The organism is Pyxidicoccus sp. M15 (assembly GCF_056858435.1).
On the sequence record NZ_CM166495.1, the window covers coordinates 8,139,389 to 8,160,600 of the forward strand.

13 protein-coding genes are annotated in these 21,212 nt (G+C 71.2%); 6 read left to right on the forward strand and 7 right to left on the reverse strand.

What is annotated here, in order from left to right; translation table 11 throughout:
• Nucleotides 1–50: 50 nt before the first annotated feature.
• The 3 genes from ACX9TP_RS29865 to ACX9TP_RS29875 all read right to left on the reverse strand — a co-directional run bounded on the left by ACX9TP_RS29865 (nucleotide 51) and on the right by ACX9TP_RS29875 (nucleotide 10,063).
• Nucleotides 51–3,596, reverse strand: coding sequence for a chitobiase/beta-hexosaminidase C-terminal domain-containing protein (locus ACX9TP_RS29865; protein WP_482974037.1), 3,546 nt, complete (start codon nucleotides 3,594–3,596; stop codon nucleotides 51–53).
• 257 nt (nucleotides 3,597–3,853) lie between these two features.
• Nucleotides 3,854–8,455, reverse strand: coding sequence for a chitobiase/beta-hexosaminidase C-terminal domain-containing protein (locus tag ACX9TP_RS29870; protein ID WP_482974038.1), 4,602 nt, complete (start codon nucleotides 8,453–8,455; stop codon nucleotides 3,854–3,856).
• 543 nt (nucleotides 8,456–8,998) lie between these two features.
• Nucleotides 8,999–10,063, reverse strand: a complete 1,065-nt coding sequence (locus ACX9TP_RS29875; protein WP_482974039.1) for a YihY/virulence factor BrkB family protein — start codon at nucleotides 10,061–10,063, stop codon at nucleotides 8,999–9,001.
• Between the two features lie 216 nt (nucleotides 10,064–10,279).
• Here ACX9TP_RS29875 and ACX9TP_RS29880 point away from each other — a divergent pair, with 216 nt between their 5' ends.
• The 4 genes from ACX9TP_RS29880 to ACX9TP_RS29895 are packed head-to-tail and all read left to right on the forward strand — an operon-like array spanning nucleotide 10,280 to nucleotide 15,255.
• Nucleotides 10,280–11,878, forward strand: a complete 1,599-nt coding sequence (locus tag ACX9TP_RS29880; protein WP_482974040.1) for a PEGA domain-containing protein — start codon at nucleotides 10,280–10,282, stop codon at nucleotides 11,876–11,878.
• Nucleotides 11,868–12,860, forward strand: coding sequence for a tetratricopeptide repeat protein (locus ACX9TP_RS29885; RefSeq protein ID WP_482974041.1), 993 nt, complete (start codon nucleotides 11,868–11,870; stop codon nucleotides 12,858–12,860). The genes ACX9TP_RS29880 and ACX9TP_RS29885 overlap by 11 nt, the downstream gene beginning before the upstream one ends.
• Nucleotides 12,861–12,864: 4 nt before the next feature.
• The gene (locus tag ACX9TP_RS29890) at nucleotides 12,865–14,646 is read left to right on the forward strand and encodes a protein kinase domain-containing protein (protein WP_482974042.1); all 1,782 of its coding nucleotides are present in this window, start codon (nucleotides 12,865–12,867) and stop codon (nucleotides 14,644–14,646) included.
• Nucleotides 14,647–14,664: 18 nt separating this feature from the next.
• Nucleotides 14,665–15,255 (forward strand): DUF4291 domain-containing protein, encoded by a 591-nt coding sequence (locus ACX9TP_RS29895; RefSeq protein ID WP_482974043.1) that lies wholly within the window; start codon nucleotides 14,665–14,667, stop codon nucleotides 15,253–15,255.
• Nucleotides 15,256–15,357: 102 nt separating this feature from the next.
• Here ACX9TP_RS29895 and rfbC read toward each other — a convergent pair whose 3' ends face one another.
• The 4 genes from rfbC to rfbB form a co-directional block, all read right to left on the reverse strand.
• Complete coding sequence (gene rfbC / locus ACX9TP_RS29900) at nucleotides 15,358–15,909, reverse strand: dTDP-4-dehydrorhamnose 3,5-epimerase (protein WP_482974044.1); 552 nt, start codon at nucleotides 15,907–15,909, stop codon at nucleotides 15,358–15,360.
• The gene (gene rfbA / locus ACX9TP_RS29905; protein WP_482974045.1) at nucleotides 15,906–16,787 is read right to left on the reverse strand and encodes a glucose-1-phosphate thymidylyltransferase RfbA; all 882 of its coding nucleotides are present in this window, start codon (nucleotides 16,785–16,787) and stop codon (nucleotides 15,906–15,908) included. Before rfbA ends, rfbC begins: the two co-directional genes overlap by 4 nt.
• Nucleotides 16,788–16,887: 100 nt before the next feature.
• Nucleotides 16,888–17,787 carry an SDR family oxidoreductase gene (locus tag ACX9TP_RS29910; protein ID WP_482974046.1) on the reverse strand — a complete coding sequence of 300 codons (900 nt, stop codon included), beginning with the start codon at nucleotides 17,785–17,787 and terminating at the stop codon, nucleotides 16,888–16,890.
• A 7-nt stretch (nucleotides 17,788–17,794) separates the two neighbouring features.
• The gene (gene rfbB / locus ACX9TP_RS29915) at nucleotides 17,795–18,823 is read right to left on the reverse strand and encodes a dTDP-glucose 4,6-dehydratase (protein WP_482974047.1); all 1,029 of its coding nucleotides are present in this window, start codon (nucleotides 18,821–18,823) and stop codon (nucleotides 17,795–17,797) included.
• A gap of 159 nt (nucleotides 18,824–18,982) precedes the next feature.
• Between rfbB and ACX9TP_RS29920 the strand changes: the two genes are divergently transcribed.
• Nucleotides 18,983–20,623 (forward strand): glycosyltransferase family 4 protein, encoded by a 1,641-nt coding sequence (locus tag ACX9TP_RS29920; protein ID WP_482974048.1) that lies wholly within the window; start codon nucleotides 18,983–18,985, stop codon nucleotides 20,621–20,623.
• The gene (locus ACX9TP_RS29925) at nucleotides 20,613–21,152 is read left to right on the forward strand and encodes a hypothetical protein (protein WP_482974049.1); all 540 of its coding nucleotides are present in this window, start codon (nucleotides 20,613–20,615) and stop codon (nucleotides 21,150–21,152) included. Before ACX9TP_RS29920 ends, ACX9TP_RS29925 begins: the two co-directional genes overlap by 11 nt.
• Nucleotides 21,153–21,212: the final 60 nt, after the last annotated feature.

Below are 21,212 nucleotides of genomic sequence, written 5' to 3' on the forward strand. Positions count from 1 at the left end.
CCCGGCACGAGGCGGCGATTCGCGTTTCCAGGCCTTGCGAGCCCGCGGGCCTACGGGTTGAGGAAGCCGAGGGTGCCCGCCCCCACTTCCCAGTCCTCCTTCACGTTGGAGTCCCCGGCGCGCACCCGGCCCAGGGTGGTCGCCCTTTCACCGCTGGGGAAGGCGGCGCTCCAGTTGACGGAGACGTTCTGGGCAGTGGGGAAGCTGCTGTACGAGCAGGGCAGCCCGGTGCAGTCGGACGGCAGCCACAGGCCCTCGGCCTGGATGGCCTGGAGCTGGGGCGGGAAGAAGCTCGGCGGGTTGGGCAGTGGCAGGTACACGGGCACCGCGTCCTGGGTGTTGCCGAAGGCATCGCGGATGCGGAACACCCGGTTGCTGCCGGTGACGCCGTTGGAGCCGCCGTGGAAGTCCCAGGCCGTGTCGTAGTTGGAGCTGTACTGCGCCTGGGACCAGAAGGACTTGCTGGTGAGCTCCGAGCCCGGGGCATCCACGCCCGGCGTCTCCCGGTCCGGGTTCAGGTGGATGACGATGAGGTCTCCGGTGGCGACGTCGACATCCGGCAGCGTGGCCAGCAGGGGGTTGGCGAGCGTGGCCTCCTCCAGCCTCATGCCGCTCGTGTTGCCGCCCTGCACGACGTGGAGCTCCACCAGGTCCCGGCCGAAGTTGACGTTGTTGGGGCCGACGGCGGGCGCAATCTCGGTGATGCGCAAGAGCGCCGGTGTCTGGTAGCCCTTGAAGCTGAAGGAGTTCCCCGCCGTCACCACGCCCGCACCCGTGGTGTCGCGCACCGTGGAGGCCACCGTCACCGTATAGGGCTGGCGGGGCGTCTGGGCGCTGGTGCCGAGCCACACCTCGCGGGAGCTGATGACGGTGGCGCTCGTAATCACCAGGCCGGGGATGGAGAACTGCTGGCCGTCGGCCTGGACGCTGGCCACGTCGAGCCGCCGGTCGAAGTGGATGGCGACCGTCCCTTCGCCACGGGCCACCGCGCTCGCCACCCGGGGGCCCGGGCACGACAGCGAGGTGACCTGCTCGGGCACCCACACGGAGGGCTGGGTGGTCGTCGCGAAGACCCACAGCGGCGAGAGGATTCCCACCGTGCAGCCCTGCGTCACCTCGAGCTGGTCCTGCACGCTCTCCACCATGCGCAGCCGGAAGGAGGGTGCGCTCGTGGAGCCCTCGGGCACGCCCGCCGTCACCAGCAGGGCCTGCACATGGCCGCTGCCCGCCAGACTGAAGGCGGTGTTCACCGTGCCGGTGAGGGAGATGAGCTCGGCCTCGAACTGGCCCGCGAACCGGTGCAGGTCCACCTCGCTCACCTCCTGGCTGAGCGTGGACATCGGGATGCCCTGGCTCACCAGGCTGAAGCTGGAGATGTTCACCCGCACCATGTTGTTCGCCAGGCGCTTGAAGCTGACGGTGACATTCACGCGCATGCCGACCTGGGGCGTGGGGGTGAGGCCCGCCGGGTCCACCTCCACGAAGAGCGCCGGACCGGCCCGCTCCGCCTGGAGGAAGAAGCCCGCCGGGTCATTGGCGGGGTTGCCGATGCCCGGCTTGACGAAGGTGATGACGGCCCCGTCGATGGGCTGGCTCAGCGCCCCGTCCACCGCGGCGCGCACGGCGGCAATCTGCGCCGAGGCGGTGCTGGTGGAGGTGGGCAGCGTGTAGACCTCCTGCCGCGCCGCCTCCGCGTTGCCCGTCCCGTCCACGGAGAAGAACCGCAGGGTGGTGCTCTCGAGGAACGTGAGCGGCGCGGTGTACAGGGTGGAGGTGCCGGTGGGCGCCGTGCCGTCCACGGTGTAGCGCGTCTCCCGGCAGCCCGCGCCCGCGTCCGAGCACGTCAGCGACACCGTGACGGGGCCCTGGAATGAGCCGCCGGCCGGCGACGCCTGGGTCACCGGAGCCGTGGTGTCGATGGTGTATTGCGCCGCCTTCGGGGCCTCCAGGTTGCCCAGGGCGTCCACGGAGCGGAAGCGCACCTGGGCGGAGGTGGAGACGGTGAAGGGCGCGGAGTAGCGCGCGCTGGCCGTCGACGGCTCGGAGCCGTCGAGCGTGTAGAACGTCCCGGCGCAGCCGCTGCCGGCGCTGTTGTCCACGCACGTCAGCGTCACCGTCCGCGCGCTGGGGTACACGCCGCCCTCGGGGCTGATGGTGGTCACCGGCGCCGTGGTGTCCGACGTGAAGCTGTACGTCTCCACTCCCACCGGGCTGGTGTTGCCCGCGCCGTCCACCGCGAGGAAGGAGAGCGTGGTCTGCGTGGAGAGCGTCAGCGCCTGCGTGTAACGAGGGGAGCTGCTGTCGGGCGTGGCGCCATCCACCGTGTAGTGGATGGCGCAGCCGCTGCCCGCGTCGCTGCAGGACAGCGTCACCGTCTGCGGCGTGAAGTACGCCCCGCCCCGCGGGCTGACGGCGACGGTGGGGGCCACGGTGTCGATGAGGTACGTCTCCGTCACCTCCGGCCCGTCGTTGCCCGCCACGTCCACGGAGAAGAAGCGCAGCGTCGTGTTGCCCGAGATGGCGATGGGCCCGCTGAAGCGCGCGGACGCGCGCGTCGGCGCGGCGCCGGTGGTGGTGAAGTACGTGGCGGCGCAGCCACTGCCCGTGCCGTCATCGCAGGCCAGGGACACGGAGACAGCCGTGCGGAAGGTGCCGCCCCGGGGCGTCGCGGTGGAAACGGGCCCCGTGGTGTCGAGCGTGTACAGCTCCGACCCCGCCTCCGACGCGTTGCCCGCCCGGTCCAGCGCCACGAAGCGCAGCCGGGTGGTGGTCTCCAGCGTGAGCGGCGCGGTGTAGACGGGGGAGTCCTCCGTGGGGATGGAGCCGTCCAGGGTGTAGTGGATGGCGGCGCAGCCGGAGCCACTCCCGTCGTCACACGTCAGCGTCACCACGCGAGGGGGGCTGGAAGCGCCACCGCGCGGCGAGGCGGACACCGTGGGGACCTCCGCGTCCACCACGTAGCGCTCGGTGCGTGCGCCCTCCACGTTGCCCGCCGTGTCCACCGAGAAGAAGCGCAGCGTCGTGCTGGCCGCGATGGCCAGTGGCGCCGTGTAGCGCGACGAGGCCTCCGTGGGCAGGCTCCCGTCCACCGTGTAGTACGTGGCCGCGCAGCCCGTGCCCGCACCGTCGTCGCAGGCCAGCGCCACGCCTCGGGCGCTGTTGTAGAAGCCGCCCGCCGGAGTGGCCGTGGTGGTGGGCGCCTGCGTGTCCGTGGAGCTGGTGACGGTGTACTGCTCCGTCTTCGCGGCCTCGGTGTTGCCCACCTTGTCCACGGAGAAGAAGCGCAGCGTCGTGGTGGCGGAGAGCGTGATGGGCTCGCGGTACTGCGTGGAGCCGGTGCCGGGCGCGGAGCCGTCCAGCGTGTAGTACGTGGCCGCGCAGCCGCTGCCGGCGCCGTCGTCACAGGCCAGCGCCACCGTCACGCGGCTGCTGAGGCTTCCGCCCGCCGGAGTGGCGCGCGTGGTCGGCGCCGTCGTGTCCTGCTCCGGCGTCGGGTTGGGATTCGGATTGCTACCACCGCCACCACAGGCGATTGCGAGCTGCGCGACGAGCAGCGCCACCGCGCAGCGCAGCGGCCGGGAAGTCTTCAGGGACATCGTGTCTCCAGGATGATGAACCCCCGGCCCACTTCGAGGGGGTGCGTTTCAGGAAGTCACGTCCGGAGGGACGAGCCAGGCCATGGATGAAACCCTGCCCGGCTGACAGTGAGAAGGGTTGCACCGGGCCCGGGGAGACCGCAAGCGCCAGCCGGCGGGCACGCTCCGGGCGTCGAAGCACGAATCGCCGACCGGACCGGGAAGCCTTCCCGGCGCGAGGCGGCGACTCGCTTTTTCAGCAGCCCGCGCGCGGAGCGTTACGGGTTCGGAAAGCCGAGCGTTGCCGTCACCACGGACCATTCGCTCCCGATGTTGGAGTCCCCGGAGAAGACGCGGCTCACGGTGGGCGACTTCCCGGAGGTGATGAACGCGCTGGACCAGTCCACGGAGACGTCCACGGCGCTGGGCACGGTGGAGTACGTGCAGAGCAGGCCGCCGCAGTCGACGGGCAACCACAGCCCCTCGGCCTGGAGCGCCTGGAGCTGCGCCGGGAAGCCCGAGGCGTTGGTGAAGGGGCTGGCCACGGCAATCGCATCCTGCGTGACGCCGAGGCTGTCCCGGATGCGCAAGGTGCGATTGACATTGCTGACGCCGTTGTTTCCGCCCAGGAAGTCCCAGGCCGAATCGTAGTTGCTGGCGTGGTTGAACTGAGGGTGCTCGCTCTTGCTGAGCGTCTCGGAAGTCGGGCCGTCCGTGCCGTTCGTGCGGTCCGGGTTGAGGTGCACGACGATGATGTCACCCGTGGCCACCAGCACATCGGGAAGCGTGGCCAGCGTGCTGTTGGTGTTGCCATCCACCAGCGTGGCGCCGGCCACGCTGCCACCCACGACGACGTAGAGCTCCACCAGGTCACGGCCCTGGAAGACGTTGGGCGCAATCTCCGAGATGCGCAGCCAGGCAGGCTGCACGAAGCCCGTGAAGCTGGCCGTGGTCGCCGTCGAGTCCAGCTGCCGGCCCTGCGTGTCCTTCACCGTGGTCGCCACCGTCACCGTGTACGTCTGCCGGGGCGTCTGGTTCGTGGTGTTCAGCCAGACGTTGCGGTTGCTCACGCTGGCGCCCGTCACCGTCAGGCCGGGGATGGAGAACTGGCTGCCGTTGGAGAGGATGGACGCCGGGTCGATGCGCCGGTCGAAGCGGACGACGACGCTCCCCGTGTCGCCCGTCTGCGCGCTCGTCACGCGCGGCGCCGGGCACACCACGGAGGTGAGCTGCGACGCCGACCACAGCGAGGGCTGGGTGGAGCTCGTGGTCACCGTCGTGAAGCGCCACAGGGGCGAGACGACTGTCACGGCGCACTGCCCCGCCAGGTCGAGCTCGTCCTTCAGCGTCTCCACCACGCGCAGCCACAGGTTGGGGGCGCTGGCGGAGCCCTCGGGCACGCCGGCCGTCACCAGGGGCGCCTGCACGTGGCCGGTGCCGCCCGGCACGAACCCGGTGGAGCCGAGGGTGCCGGAGATGGAGATGTACTCGGACTCGTAGGCGTCCAGGTGGGTGGGCAGGTCCAGGTTGCTGACGTCCTGCACGAGCCCGTCCAGCGGGTTGCTGAAGCTCAGCACGCTGTAGTGGGAGATCCTCGCCCGCGCCTGCCCGTTCATGGTGCGGCGCTCGGACACGGTGACGCTCACGCGCTCGCCGCCCTCGGGGATGGGGAAGAGCGTGCTCGGCTCCACCTCCACGAAGAGGGCCGGCCCGTTGCGCTCGGCCTGGAGGAAGAAGCCCGCCGGGTCGCTGATGGCGCTGCCGATGCGAGGCTTGACGTAGGTGATGATGGCGCCGTCGATGGTCAGGTTCACCGGGCCGTTCGCCGCGGCGCGCACCTCGGCAATCTGCGCCGAGGCCGTGCCGGGGGTGACCTCGATGTCATACGTCTCCGACTTCGTGGCCTCCCGGTTGCCCGCCGCGTCCCTCGAGGAGAACCGCACCGTGGTGGTCCGGTTGAGGGTGAAGGCAGACGTGAACAGCGGCGAGGCACCGTCGGGCTCGGAGCCGTCCAGCGTGTAGCGCGTTTCCGAGCAGGACGAGTCCGCGTCCGTGCAGGACAATTGCACCACGACGGGGCCCGAGAAGCTCCCGCCGCCGGGCTGGGCCTGCGTCTCGGGAGGCCGGGTGTCGATGGTGTAGAGCTCGCGCCGGGGCAACTCGATGTTGCCCACCGCGTCCACCGAGAGGAAGCGCACCTGCGCGCTGGCGGTGAGGTGGAGGGGCGCGCTGTAGCGGGGGCTGCTGGTGGAGGGCTCGCTGCCATCCAGCGTGTAGAACGTCCCCGCGCAGCCGATGCCGCCCGTGTCCGAGCAGCCCAGCGTCACGTCGATGGCGCTGGCGAAGACGCCGCCCGGCGGGCTGGCCGTGGTCTGCGGCGCCGTGGTGTCCGAGGAGAAGGTGTACGTCTCCACCACCACGCCGCTGCTGTTGCCCGCCGCGTCCAGGGCGAAGAAGCGCAGGGACGTGTTGCTGGAGAGCAGCAGCGGGCCCGTGTAGCGGGGAGAAGTCGTGTCGGGGAGGCCGCCGTTCGTCGTGTAGTGGATGGCGGCGCACCCGCTGCCGCCCGTGTCGGCGCACGTCAGCGTCACCGTCTGCGGCGTGAAGTACGCCCCGCCGCGCGGGCTGGCGGAGACGGTGGGCGCCAGCGGGTCGATGACGTACGACTCCGACTTCACGGGCTCGGTGTTGCCCACGCCGTCCTGCGAGTAGAAGCGCAGCGTGGCGCTGGCGCCGATGCTGATGGGCCCGCTGTAGGTCAGGAAGCTGCTCGCCGGCGCGGCCGGGTCGGTGCTGTAGCGGATGGCGCCGGAGCAGCCCACGCCGCCCGCGTCATTGCACGTGAGCGTCACGCCGCGCCCGTCGCGGTAGGCACCGCCCGGAGGCGAGGCCGTGGTGGTGGGCGGCGCGGTGTCGATGACGTACGTCTCCGCCTTCACCGGCTCCGCGTTGCCCAGCGAGTCCACGGAGAAGAAGCGCAGCGTGGTGGTGGACTCGAAGCGGAAGGCCGCCGTGTACCGCTGCGAGGACGTCGTGGGCAGGGTGCCGTCCAGCGTGTAGTACGTCACGCACGGGCCGGTGCTGCCCCCCGTGTCCTGGCAGGACAGCGACACCGACTGCGCGCTGGCGAAGTTGCCGCCGTGGAGGCTCACGGTGGTGGTGGGGGCCACCTTGTCGAGGGTGAAGGTCACCACCCGCACGGGCTCGCGGTTGCCCGCGGCGTCCACGGAGAAGAAGCGCAGCGTGACGGAGGACGTCACGGTGAGCGGCCCGTCGTAGCGCGGGGACGTGTCATTGGGCGCCGTGCCGTCCAGCGAGTAGCGCGTCACCGCGCAGCCGGAGCCGCCCTGCTCGTCGGCACAGGCGAGCGTCACCTGCGTGTCCGTTCCGAAGATGCCGCCGGACGGGGTGGCCGTGGTGAGCGGCGCGGTGGTGTCGATGGTGTACGTGCGCGACTGCTCGTCGCCGCGGTTGCCCACCGCGTCCACCGCGAAGAAGCGCAGCGTGGCGTTGGAGGAGAGCTGCAGCGGCGCCGTGTACACGGCCGAGCCCGTCGTCGGCTGCGAGCCGTCCAGGGTGAAGTGGATGGCGGCGCAGCCGCTGCCGGTGCCATCATCGCAGGAGAGCGTCACCTGCTTCGCGCTGTTGTACGTGCCGGAGGCCAGGCTCGCGGACGCCGTGGGCGGCACCCGGTCGATGAGGTACGGCTCCGTCTTCGGGGCCTCGGTGTTGCCCGCCTTGTCCACGGAGAAGAAGCGCAGCGTGAGGCTGGAGGAGACGCGCACCGGCATCACGTACAGCGGGGACTCGGAGGTGGGGGCGGAGCCGTCCAGCGTGTAGTACGTGGCCGCGCAGCCGCTGCCGGCGGTGTCCTCGCACTCCAGCGCCACGAACTGCTCGCCGCCATACGAGCGGCCCGACGGGTTGGCCCGGGTGACGGGCGCGGCCTGGTCCACCACGTACGACTCCGTCACCACCGGCCCGTCATTGCCCGCGACGTCCACGGAGAAGAAGCGCAGCGTGGTGTTGCCGGTGATGGCGATGGGGCCCGTGAAGCGCTCGGACGCGCGCGTCGGCGCGGCGCCGGTGGTGGTGTAGTACGTGGCCGCGCAGCCGCTGCCGGTGCCGTCGTCGCAGGCCAGGGCCACGGTGAAGGCGGTGCGGAAGGTGCCCCCCCGGGGCGTCGCGGTGGAGACGGGGCCCGTGGTGTCGAGCGTGTACAGCTCCGAGCCCACGCTGGACGCGTTGCCCGCCCGGTCCACTGCGAGGAAGCGCACCCGCGTGGAGGCCGTCAGGTGGAGGGGCGCGGTATACGCGGGCGAGCCCTCCGAGGGGATGGAGCCGTCCAGCGTGTAGTGGATGGACGCGCAGCCGGAGCCATTGCCGTCGTCGCACGCCAGCACGACGTCGACGGCGCTGCCATAGGTGCCGGTGCGCGGCGAGGCGGACACCCCCGGCGCGTCCGTGTCGAGCACGTAGCGCTCCGTGCGCGTGCCCTCGCTGTTGCCCGCCTTGTCCACGGAGAAGAAGCGCAGCGTCGTGCTGGCGGAGATGGCCACCGGCGCCGCGTAGCGCGACGAGGCCTCCGTGGGCAGGCTCCCGTCCACCGTGTAGTACGTGGCCGCGCAGCCCGTGCCCGTGCCGTCAGCGCAGACCAGCGCCACGCTGCGCGGGCTGTTGTACGAGCCGCCCGCCGGGGTGGCCGTGGTGGTGGGCGCCTGCGTGTCCTCGGACGTGGTGGTGAAGGTGTACTGCTCGCTCTTCGCGGCCTCGGTGTTGCCCGCCTTGTCCATGGAGAAGAAGCGCAGCGTCGTGGTCGCGGACAGCGTGAAGGGCTCGCGGTACTGCGTGGAGCTGGTGCCGGGGTTGGAGCCGTCCATAGTACGTGGCCGCGCAGCCGCTGCCGGCGCCGTCGTCGCAGGTCAGCGCCACGGCCACCAGGCGGGTGAAGCTGCCACCGGCCGGCGTCGCGCGTGACGTGGGCGCCGTCGTGTCCTGCTCCGGCGTCGGGTTGGGATTCGGGTTGCCGCCGCCGCCACAGGCGCTCACCAGCTGCGCGACGAGCAGCGCCACGGCGCAGCGCAGCGGCCAGAAGGTCTTCAGGGACATCGTGTCTCCAGGATGCACGGCACCCATCCCCTGCCAGGGATTGCGTGTCGGGAAGGCATGTCGCGGGGGGGCCGGGCAACGGATTGAATGGTGCCCGTCTGACAAGCGGCGCACGGTGGCACCGGGTGCGGGGCATCCGCAAGCGAGTGCACTCCGAGCGAAGTCGCCCGCCCAGGTCTCCGCGACTCCTCCAGGGTCTGTCCCTACCCGGTGCTTCCCTGCCCTGACAGGTGCGCTGGACGCGACGAGGCCCCGGCCCCTCTCGCGAGGAGACCGGGGCCCCGGGGCCCTTCAGTGGGTGGCGCTCGCGGCCGCTACCGGGCGGTGTTGCGGCGCACGAGGAAGATGCCCAGGCCGAGTCCCGCGGCCCAGCGTGCGGCGGCCGCCAGTGGCGTCTGCCTCAGCTTCGGCGGGGGCGACGTGGACTGGCCGGTGCGCGGGTCCACCGCGGGGCGGAACTCGCGCGCGCCGGGGAGCTGCGCTCCGCCATCCTCCAGCTCCGACTTGGTGGCCGTCACCGCCTTGCCCTGCTCGGGGACCTTGTCACCGGGCGCCTTCCCGTCCGGGGAGCGGTGCTCGAGGATGGCGTTGATTTCCGCGCCCAGCAGGATGACCTGCGCCGAAATCCACATCCACAGCAGCATGACGATGACACCGCCGATGGCGCCGTAGTTCACGTCGTACTTGCCGAAGTTGGCCACGTACTTGGAGAAGCCCCACGAGGCCAGCACCCAGATGAGCACGCCCACCACGGAGCCCGGGGTGATGAACCGGAACTTCTGCTTCACGTCCGGCAGCACGTAGTACAGCACCGCCCACAGCAGCATCACCACCACGCCGGCCACCGGCAGGCGCAGCCAGGTGAGCACGCTGCCCACGGGCCCCAGCTTGTCCGCGATGACTGGCGTGACGAGGATGGCCATCGCCGCGGCGATGGCCACCACCGCGCCCCCGAGCGTCACCCCCAGGGCAATGCCGCGCAGCTTCCAGAAGGGCCGCGACTCCTTCACCCCGTACACGGTGTTCAGCGCATCCATCAGTCCGACGATGCCGCCGGACGCCGCCCAGACGGCGCCCACGCCGCCCACCGTCAGCAGACCCACCGGGTTGCTCTCCGCCAGCGAGTTGATGCGGTCGCCGAGGATCTTCACCACTTCCTGCGGCGCCACCTTCGCCAGCTCCTGGATGAGCGTCTGGGCCTGCGCGGGGTCGATGATGATGCCCGCCAGCGACACCAGGAACAGCAGGAACGGGAAGAGCGCCAGGATGGCCTTGAACGTCAGCGCCCCCGCGACATCCCCCACGTCGTCGCGAGTCCATTCCGTCTTCAGGGCCTTGAAGAACTCCATCCAGCCCATTCCCTTGCCAGGGAGTACCATTCCGCCTCCTCCGAGGTGTTGTGACCTGGGGAACGATGCGCATTCCCCGTACCCGGCGGCGCCTCCCCACGCCGAGCTGCCGCCTGGGCGCCCGTAGTGCAGGCGAGCTCGAATCCGTGGAAAACCGCTGATTCACGTAAAACACCCAGGACGCCCCCCCGCCCCCCCTAGGCAGGGCAGCGTTCATTGGCGTACACCGTGTGTCGGGCGGCCCGCATGGAGTGCGGGTGGTCCATCCCCGAGGACTTCATGTTCGTCACCTGTCTGCTGACCGTCAGCCTGGCACTGACCGCCAGCGCCGCCCCCGGAATGCCGCCTGGCACCCAGGCGGGGGCCCCCACGAAAACGCTGTGGCTCGTCCAGCCGATGTACCCCGGGCAGGACGCGCTGGTGAAGCGCACCGAGGACGGCATCGGCGCGCTGCTGCCTCAAGACTTGAAGGCGCAGCAGGTCGTCGGCCGCGAGGCGCTGGAGGGCTACCTCCAGGGTCGCGAAGGCGACGTGGGCTGCGTGACGGGCGCCACGCGCTGCCGCGAGCCGCTGGAGGCGTACCTCGCCTCGCTGGGGCTGGAGCGGGTGGTGCTGGTGCAGGCGGGCCAGGACGACGCGGGCTACCGCTTCCGCGCCGTCAGCGTGCGGCCGGACAGCGGCGCGCGCGCGCAGGCGGAGACGGCCAACCCCGCCTTCGAGAAGGCGCTGGCCGGCGTACTGGTGAAGTTCCTCACCCTCAACGCGACGGTGGAGGCGGTGACGGAGCCCGCGGGCGCCACCGTCTTCGTGGACGGCGTGAAGGTGGGCACCACGCCCTACGCCACGGAGGTGCTGCCGGGTGAGCACACCTTCCGCTTCGAGCTGGCCTCGCACCTGCCGAAGGAGGAGACGCGGGTGGTGGCCTCGCGCGAGCCGGTGAAGCTGAGCGCGGTGCTGGAGAAGGTGCCCGCGCGGCTGGTGGTGAAGGTGCTGCCGGAGGGCACGCGCATCCTGGTGGACGGCAAGCAGGTGGGGACGGACGCGGTGGACCAGGGCATCCAGCCCGGCTCGCGCACCCTGTCGCTGGTGCTGGACGGCTACGAGCCGCAGGAGGTGAAGGCGGAGATTGCCCCCGGCGCGACGTACACGCTGGAGCGCGAGCTGAAGCCCACCTCCATGCAGGCCTTCAAGCTGGCCATGCGCCGCCGCCAGGCCGCCACCATGGCGCGGCAGAGCTACCTGGAGGGCTCGTACGAGATGCTGAGCCTGACCGGGGCCGCCGTGGCGACGAACCCGGTGGGCGCGAACCCGGGCCTGGGGGACTTCCACACCAACGACGTCCGCGCGCCGGGCTCGCGGAAGATGATGGGCCTGGGCGTGGAGTACGGCCGCTACGGCCAGTACTTCGGCGTCATGCTGGTGGGCGCCACGTACTACCGCACCGCGGACACCTGGACGATGGGCGTCAGCATCCCCGACGGCGCGTCCGGTGAGTGGGTGGACCGGGTGCGGGGCAACGACAACGCGCTGGACACGCAGGTGCAGATGATGTCGCTGCGCGCGCTGCAGCCGCAGCTGCGCTACGTGCTGGGCCCCGTCTCCTTCGCCATCCAGGCGGGCGTGGAGGTGCGCGGGCTGCTCCTGAAGGAGAAGAACCGCCCGGAGAGCGCTCCCTTCGAGGACGGGCTCTTCGCGGTGGACCTTCACGGCTCCGCGCAGGCCACCGCGCGCGTCTTCGTCTACGAGGGGCTCTATGCCTCCGTGGCGTACCAGCGTGGCATCTCGCTGCTGAAGAACATCGCGGGGACGAGCAACCTGCGCGGAGGGGTGGGCTATGCGTTCTGAACCGCGTCGCTGGGTGGTGATGTGCGCGCTGCTGGTGAGCGGGCTGGCCGCGGCCGAGCCGCTGGTGGGCCCGTCGGTGGGCAACGCCGAGGCGCTCGTGGCCGAGGGCACCCGGCTCTACAACAAGAAGCGCTACGCGGACGCGTCCGGCCTGTTCCTCAAGGCCACGCGCGCCAACCCCAAGCTGCTGCCGGCGTACCTGGGCCTGGCCCGCTCGCGCCTGGGCGCGAAGGAGATTCCCGGCGCGTGCACGGCGTACCGCGCCTACGTGCGCAGCGCTCCAGACATCCAGGACCGCGCCAAGGCGCAGCGTGAGCTGGAGCTGTGCGAGCGCCAGCTCAAGGCCGCGCGCAAGAAGCAGAAGGGCGCGGCGCCCGCGGACCTGACGGCGCGCCACGTGGAGCTCAAGGCGGGCTTCTTCGCCGCGCTGGAGGACGGGAAGCTCGCGGGCCCGGACTCGGCGGCGGAGATGCTGAACACGCTGGTGTCGGAGGGCTACCTGGGCACGGACCTGGGGGAGATGGGCGCGAAGCTGAGCGCCGCCAGCCGCAACGCCACCGAGGAATTGCACCGCCGCGCCCTGGCCGGCGAGACGCTCCCGCCCGAGCAGCTGCGCGAGTCGCGCAAGCTGTTCGAGCTGGCGGCGGACACGGGCGAGGCGGCCCCCAACGCGGCGTCGCAGGCGCCCTTCCTGGAGGGCCTGGCGGTGTTCCAGGAGGGGGACTTCGCCAAGGCGCAGCCCCTGTTCGCGCAGGCGGCCGCGGCGGCCCCGGCCCGCACCGAGTACCGCGTCTGGCGCGCGGCCTCGCTGCAGCGCGCGGGAGACCTGAATGGCGCGCTGGCGGTGATGGAGGCGGACCTGCCGGACGACGCGCGCACGGACGTGCTGCGCGCGGAGGTGGCCCGGAAGAAGTCGCCCAGGGATGGAGCGCGCGAGCTGGAGCGCATCCTCTTCCAGCGCTACCCCACGGCGGCGCGCTGACGTCATGGCCCTGTTCATCTGCCAGCGGTGCGAGGCGCAGTACGAGACCTGGGGCGGCGCGTGTCCCTCGTGTGGCGGCACCGAGCTGCTGAAGCTGGCGCCCCAGGTGGACAAGATGCTGGGCCGCACCATCGCCAGCAAGTACCGCATCCTCCGCCGGCTGGGTCAGGGCGGCATGGGCTCGGTGTACCTGGCGGAGCAGGTGGGCATCGGTCAGCAGGTCGCGATGAAGTTCCTCAACACCGGGCTGTCGATGGACCCGGACGTGGCGAGGCGCTTCCTCAACGAGGCGAAGAGCTACGCGCGCGTCGCGCATCCCAACGCGGTGAACCTGCACGACTTCGGGCAGGACGAGGAGGGCACGCTCTACATCTGCATGGAGTACGTGGAGGGCGATGACCTCAAGCGCCTGCTCTCCAACGTGGGCCGGCTCCCGGTGCACGAGGCCGCGGACATCATCCTCCAGGTGGCGGACGTGCTGGCCTACGCGCACGCGCGGCAGGTGGTGCACCGCGACCTGAAGCCGGAGAACGTGATGGTCCGGCAGGGCATGCGGGGCTGGCACGTGAAGGTGCTGGACTTCGGCATCGCCCGCATCAGCGACGGCGCCCCGCGCCTCACCATGCAGGGCGCGGTGGCCGGCACGCCCCGGTACATGTCGCCCGAGCAGGCCATGGGCCAGGACGTGGACGCGCGCGCGGACATCTACGCGGTGGGCGTGGTGCTCTTCGAGTTGCTCACCGGTCAGCAGCCCTTCGACGGGACGAGCATCGCGGAAATCATGCAGAAGCAGGTGCACCAGCCCATGCCGCACCTGGCGGACGTGGTGGCGGACCTGCAGCTGCCGGCCATCGACGCGGTCATCCAGAAGGCGACGGCGAAGAAGCGCGTGGAGCGCTACGCCACCATGGAGGCGTTCGCCTCCGATTTGAGCAACGCGCTGCCCACGCTCACGGGGCGCTCGCCCATCAGCGGCGTCAACCCGGCGGTGAAGGGCTCCGCCAACACGGAGGAGAAGTCGAACACCCTCCTCTTCGGCGACGGCTCCGAGGCCACGCTGGTGCGTGGGGCCGCCGTCACGCCTCCGGTGGACAAGGGCCGGTACGACACCGGCCGCGTGGCGCCGATTCAGCTGACGCAGCCCGCGCTGACGCAGGCCCCGCGCGCGGGTGTCGCCGTGTCGGACGGGTTCGACAAGACGGCGCACACGACGTCGCCCTATGCGGCGCCGAAGCGCTCACGCACGGGCCTGGTGATGGGCCTGGGCGTGGCCGCGGTGCTGGTGGCGGGCGGCGTAGGCGTGGTGGCCATCCGTGGCTCGGGCGGTGGGGATGTGCAGGTGGTGCCCGTAGAGCCGCCGGGTGTGCCTCCTGCTCCTCGAGCGGAGGCGCCGAAGCCTCCGGAGCTAGCACCCACGCCCCCAGCCCAGCCTGCAGCGCCCGCCCTGGATGCGGAGGCGCTGATGAATAGGATGGTCGCATCGCAACATGCGAACAGTGTTGAAAAAGCGTTCCTCGACGGCAATCTGACTGAGGCGATCAACCTGCTGAAGGTAGCGCGTAACAACAAGATGATGGGCGCTGAGCCAAGGCTCGTGTCGCTCGAAAAAACGATCGAAACCGCCGCGAACCTCCTGGCCCGCGCGCGCACCCAGGAGAAAAGGGGCGACTGTGCGCAGGCAATCAAGACCTACCAAACGCTGGTCGATGCCTACCCTAGAATCTCCGAGGCCCATCACGGCATCAGCCGCTGCACGCGCGACCTCCCGCCCGAAACCACCGACTAGGCCCGACGACGCGCGTCCATGCCCGGCCCCCGAGAGATTCGAGCCGACCACGACCGCGCATCCATCGTGATGTACCAGGCCTATCCGGACGCCATCGCGGACGTGGCCGTGAAGCAGCAGAAGTTCGGCCCGCCCTTCTCAATGGGCCGGATGACGTGGATAAAGCCCAGCTTCCTCTGGCTGATGCACCGCTCCAACTGGGGCCGCAAGAGCGGGCAGGAGCGGACGCTCGCGGTGCGCATCCGCCGCGAGGGCTGGCACGAAGCCCTGAGCCTCGCCGTCCTCACCGCCTTCGAGCCCCGGGTCCACGGCACCCCCGAAGCCTGGCGCCGGGCCTTCGACTCCGCGCCCGTCCACGTGCAGTGGGACCCGGAGCGCTCGCTGCGCGGCGCCGGCCTTCCGCACGACAGCATCCAGGTGGGCCTCGGGCGCACGGTGATTTCCCGCTACGTGGAGGCGTGGACCGTCTCCATCGAAGACCTCACGCCACGCGTGCAGAAGATCCGCCGCCTGCTGGATGAGGGGCGCGCGGAGCAGGCCGCACGCCTGTGCCCGCCGGAGCGGGTGTATCCCCTGCCCGCGGACCTCACGCACCGGCTGGGGATGTAGCGCGCGGCTTTCGAGGGCCCTGGCGCCACTGCTACTGTCTTCCAGGACCGGGCAGGCATGACGTGAGCGCATGCCCGGCCACCGGGGCCAGCCCCGCCCGCTTCAGCCCGCGTACACCGGCAGCACCGGGGCGTCCTTGAGCCGCGGGGCCTTCGCGTCCTTGCCGGACAGCAGCGGCGAGGACACGGGCCACGGAATGCCCAGGTCGGGGTCATTCCACAGCACGCCGCGCTCCGTGTCCGGCGAGTACAGCGTGGTGCACTTGTAGTGGAAGTCGGCGGACTCGCTCAGCACGCAGAAGCCGTGGGCGAAGCCGGGCGGAATCCACAACTGGCGCCGGTTGTCCGTGGACAGCTCCACCGCCACCCACTTGCCGAACGTGGGCGAGCCGCGCCGCACGTCCACCGCCACGTCGTACACGGCGCCGGCCAGCACCTGCACCAGCTTGCCCTGCGCGTTCGGCTCCTGGAAGTGCAGCCCCCGCAGGATGCCCTTCGCCGAGCGCGAGTAGTTGTCCTGCACGAAGGGCCCGGGGATGCCCGCGTCCGCGTAGCGTTTCTCGTGGAACGTCTCCATGAAGAAGCCGCGGTCGTCGCCGAACACCTTGGGCTCCACGATGAGGACGCCCGGCAGCTCGGTGGGAATCACCTTCATGACACGGCCCCGCGGTGCTCGATGAGGTCCAGCAGGTACTGGCCGTACTCGTTCTTGCGCATCGGCTCCGCGAGCGTCGCCAGCTGCTTCTCGTCGATGTAGCCCATGCGGAAGGCAATCTCCTCCGGGCAGGCCACCTTGAGGCCCTGACGGCGCTCGATGATCTCGATGTAGTTGGACGCCTGCATCAGCGACTCGTGCGTGCCGGTGTCCAGCCACGCGTAGCCGCGGCCCATCAGCTCCACGTTGAGCTGCCCGCGGCGCAGGTACTCCGCGTTCACGTCGGTGATTTCGTACTCACCGCGCCGGCCGGGCTTGAGGTTGGCGGCGATGTCCACCACCTGGTTGTCGTAGAAGTACAGCCCGGTGACGGCGTAGTGGGACTTGGGCTTCGCCGGCTTCTCCTCGATGGAGATGGCGCGGTTGTTGGCGTCCAGCTCCACCACGCCGTAGCGCTCCGGGTCCTTCACGTAGTAGCCGAAGACGGTGGCGCCCTGCTCGCGGCGGGCGGCCCGCTGGGCCAGCTCGCGCATGCCGTGGCCGTAGAAGATGTTGTCGCCGAGGATGAGCGACACCGCGTCCTGGCCCACGAACTCGCGGCCGATGACGAACGCCTGCGCCAGCCCTTCCGGCCGGGGCTGCTCGGCGTACTGGAAGCGCACACCCCACTGCTCGCCCGTGCCCAGCAGCTCGCGGAAGCGCGGCAGGTCCTGGGGCGTGGAGATGATGAGCAGCTCCCGGATGCCCGCCAGCATCAGCGTCGTCACCGGGTAGTAGATCATCGGCTTGTCATAGACGGGCAGCAGCTGCTTGCTGACCACGCGCGTCAGCGGGTACAGGCGCGTGCCCGAGCCACCGGCGAGGACGATTCCCTTCATACGTGCACCTCATGTCCCGCGCTCCGACGGGCTCCCGGCCCCGTGGGCCCTGCCGGTCGCGCGGGGGGATGCGCGGCCCGGGTGGGCCGCGCGGAAGTTGTCAGCCGCCCTGCCCGGCCTTCCAGGCCGCGTGGAAGCGCGTCAGGGACTCGGCCAGCTCCAGCGGCTTCGCGGCCAGCTGCGCTCGGACCTTGTCCGTCTTCAGGCCGCTGCGCAGCGGCCGGGGGCTGGCCAGCTTGAGGTCGGCCATGCGCGTGGGGGTGATGAGCTTCGCGTCGAAGCCGAACACCTCGCACAGCGCCCGGCCGAAGCCCACGCGGTCGATGACGGTGCCGCCGCAGGTGTTCCACACGCCGCCCAGCTTGCGCTCGCCCAATTCCACCAGCATGGCGGCCACGCTGTCCGCGAAGCTGGGGGACACAATCTGGTCCTCGAAGAGCTTCACCGGCTGGCCCTTCTCCAGCGAGCCCACCAGCCACATGCCGAAGTTGGGCCGCCCCGCCGCGGGAAAGCCGTACACCACCGCCGTGCGGGCAATGGCGCAGCCGGGGACGAAGGTGCGCGCGGCCTGCTCGCCCATGTGCTTGGTGAGGGCGTAGACGCCGCGCGGGTTGGGCAGCGCCTCCTCGTCATACGGGCCCGCGTCGCCGTCGAAGACGTAGTCGGTGGACACGTGCACCAGGTGCGCCCCGGCCCTGCGCGCGCCTTTCGCCACCGCCGCGGCGGCGGTGACGTTGGCGGCGAAGGCGGCCTCGGGGTCCTTCTCGCACGCGTCCACCTCCGTCATGGAGGCGGGGTGGATGACCACCTCGGGGGCGGCGGACGCCAGCGCGGCGGCGACGTCCGGCTCGCGCGTCAGGTCCACCTCCACGTAGCGGTACGTCCCGCCGGTGCGGCGCGGGCCGCGGCCCAGGCCCACCACCTCGTGGCCCTGCCGCTCCAGCAGCGCGCAGACGCGGCTGCCGACGAGCCCATTCGAACCGGTGACGAGGAAGCGCATGGTCGACCTACGCCGCCCGGCCGTGCAGGCGCGTCTTGTACTGGGTGTCGAAGTACTGGCGGTAGGCGCCGCTCATCACCCGCTCCCACCACGAGGGGTGCTCGACGTACCACTTCACCGTCTCCGCCAGGCCCTGCTCGAAGGTGTGGGCGGCCTTCCAGCCCAGCTCCGCGCGAATCTTCGCCGGGTCGATGGCGTAGCGCCGGTCATGCCCCGGCCGGTCCGCCACGTACTTGATGAGCGACTCCGGCTTGCCCAGCAGGCCGAGGATGCCCTTCACGATTTCGATGTTCCGGCGCTCCGCGCCACCGCCGATGTTGTAGACCTCGCCGGCCTTGCCCTTCTCCAGCGCGAGCAGCAGGCCCTGGCAGTGGTCCTCCACGTGGAGCCAGTCGCGCACGTTGCCGCCGTCGCCGTAGACGGGCAGCGGCTTGTCGTGCAGCGCATTGACCACCATCAGGGGGATGAGCTTCTCCGGGAACTGGTAGCGCCCGTAGTTGTTCGAGCAGCGCGTCACCACCACGTCCAGCTTGAAGGTGTGGTGGTAGGCCAGCGCCACCAGGTCGGAGCTCGTCTTGGAGGCCGAGTACGGGCTGGAGGGCTGCAGCGGCGAGGCTTCCGTGAAGGCGCCCGTGGGGCCGAGCGAGCCGTACACCTCGTCGGTGGAGACCATCAGGAAGCGCTTGATGCCGCGGGCGCGGGAGGCCTCCAGCAGCTGCTGGGTGCCCAGCACGTTGGTGGTGACGAAGACCTCGGGCCCGAGGATGGAGCGGTCCACGTGGCTCTCCGCGGCCAGGTGCATCACCGCGTCGATGGAGTGCTGCACCATCAGGTGCTCGACGAGCTCGCGGTTGCCGATGTCGCCGCGCACGAAGACGTGCTTCGGGTCACCCTCCAGGTCGGAGAGGTTCTCGAGGTTGCCCGCGTACGTGAGCTTGTCGAGGTTGACGATCTTCCAGTCCGGTCGCTCGCGGCGCAGGTACTTCACGAGGTTGGAACCGATGAAGCCGCAGCCACCTGTCACCAGGACATTCATTGACGTACTCACCACTGCGAGAACAGATTCCTTGACGGAATCTGGAAGAAGGGCCCTCCGTATCGGAGCCTGGGAGGGGGCGTCAAGGTAAGGCAACAGTCGTCTGACGACACTCCCGCTTGTGTGCCGGTCCGCCCGGGTCTAGAGGCTACCGGCAGCGTGAACTTCCGGAAGAGCAAGCGAGGGGCCACGGCATCGCCCGCCCGAGCGGTCCACCAGCTCGTGTCCCGACTGGCGTGGGGCGACGCCGTGGGTAACCAGGTGCGCTACCTGCGCTCGCTGCTGCGCGGGTGGGGCTACGCCTCCGAAATCTACGCGCCGCAGTGGGACGACGAGTGCCGGGACGACGTGCGCCCGGCGGACGACTATCCCCACGAGGCGGATGCGGACAGCGCGCTGCTCGTCCACCACAGCTTCGAATCACGGCTCGTCCCGCTGGTGGCCCGAGCGCCCGGGCGCAAGGCGCTCGTGTACCACAACGTCACTCCGGCGAGGCTCTTCGCGGGGCTGGACCGCAAGGTGGCGGCCGCGTGCGCCGCGGCGCGTGACGAATTGCTGGCCCTGCGGCCCCTCGTGGAACACGCCTGGGCGTACTCGCACTTCAGCGCGGAGGAGCTGTCCGCGGCGGGCTTCCCGGGCGTGGCGGTGCTGCCCTTCGCGGTGGACTGGCGCGGCTTCGACGTGCCGCCGGACCCGTCGCTGCGCGCCGAGCTGGACGACGGCTGCGCCAACATCCTCTTCGTGGGCCGCGCCGTGCCCAGCAAGCGCGTGGAGGACGTGCTGAAGGTCTTCGCGGCCTACCAGCGGCTGTACCAGCCGCGCAGCCGGCTGCTGGTGGCGGGCTACCTCAACCGCGATACGACGTACGGCGCCACGGTGATGGCGCTGCGCGAGCTGCTGGGCGCCGAGCGCGTCCTCTTCCTCGGGCGGGTGGGCGCGGCGCAGCTGTCCGCCTGCTTCGCCTCGGCGACGGCGTACCTCTCCATGAGCCGACACGAGGGCTTCGGCGTGCCCCTGCTGGAGGCCATGTACCGGGGCGTGCCGGTGGTGGCATACGGCGCCGCGGCGGTGCCGGAGACGATGGGCGGCGCCGGCCTCGGCACGCGGAGGGATGACCCCGTCGAGGTGGCCGGGCTGCTCGCGGTGCTCGAGCGCGACAAGGCCCTCCGCGCCCAGGTCGTCGCCGCGCAGCGCGAGCGGCTGGCGGACCTGGACCAGGAGACCGTCGCCACGCGGGTGCGCGAGGCCCTCACGCCCTTCCTGGAGGGCCGCGCGCCGCCCCGCGCGTCCGCCACCCCGGGCGACACCGACACCGCCACCGTGGTGTGCCCCGGCTTCGACGCCGCCCCGGACGCGCCCATGTCCCGGCTGGCGCGCGCCGTGGCCGAGCGGCTGCCCGGCGCGAGCCTGTGGACGGTGCGGCGCGACGTCCTGCCGGTGCAGGCGGCGCCGCGCGAGGAGCGGCTCGGCGGCACGACGCTGTGGCGCTTCACCGCGGACGAGCCGTCTTCCGACGGTGATTCCGGTGCCCCGCCCTCCTCCTCGCTGGAGATGGGGGTGCGCCGCACGCGCGGGCCGGTGCTCTTCGCGGGCGCCGCCGAGCCGGTGGCGCAGGGGGCGATGCCACACGTCCAGGGCCGGGCCTGGGGCGTGTGGGAGGCCGGCCGCGCGCCGGACGCGGCGGTGCGGCAGTTGCTGGGACCCCGCCTGCGGGAGCTGGGAGCGGAGGCGGACGTGACGCCACTGGCCGGCGAGCTGGCCCGGGCCCTGGAGTCAGGAGGAGCAACCCATGCGCGCTGAGGACCTCATCACCACCCGCCCCACCGCCGAGGCGGTGGCGGATGCCCTGCGCAAGCTGCCTACACCGGCCCCGGAGGACGTCGAGGCGCTGCGCGAGAAGCTCGACACCGTGCAGGCGCCCACCCCCGGCGTGGAGTGGCCCGCCATCCTCCAGACGGCGCGCCTCAAGCGGGACACGCGCTACGCGGACGCGCCCTCGTCGCACCGGCCGGTGGTGGGGCCCGTACTGGTGATGGCCAAGCGCGCCTTCCGGCTCGCCTTCCAGCCCTTCATCAACGAGGCGCTGCGCCGGCAGGTGGAGTTCAACGAGGCCATCCTGGACGCACTCGCACTCATCCATGAGCACCAGCGCGTGCAGGCACACACCCAGGCCCGCTGGCGGCAGGAAGTGGAGGAACGCCTGGCGAAGCTCTCCCAGGCGCCCTCGGAACCGGCCCGCACGGAAGGGCCCGCGAAGCCGGCCGCCGGAGGGCCCGCGAAGCCGGCCCCTCGGGCCCGGCCCACCGGTCGCGGCAACAAGCGCGGCTAGAGGTGCCGGGAGCCCGCACCAGGAAGGCCGCCCTACCCTCCAGGCGGCCAGCCGGATGTT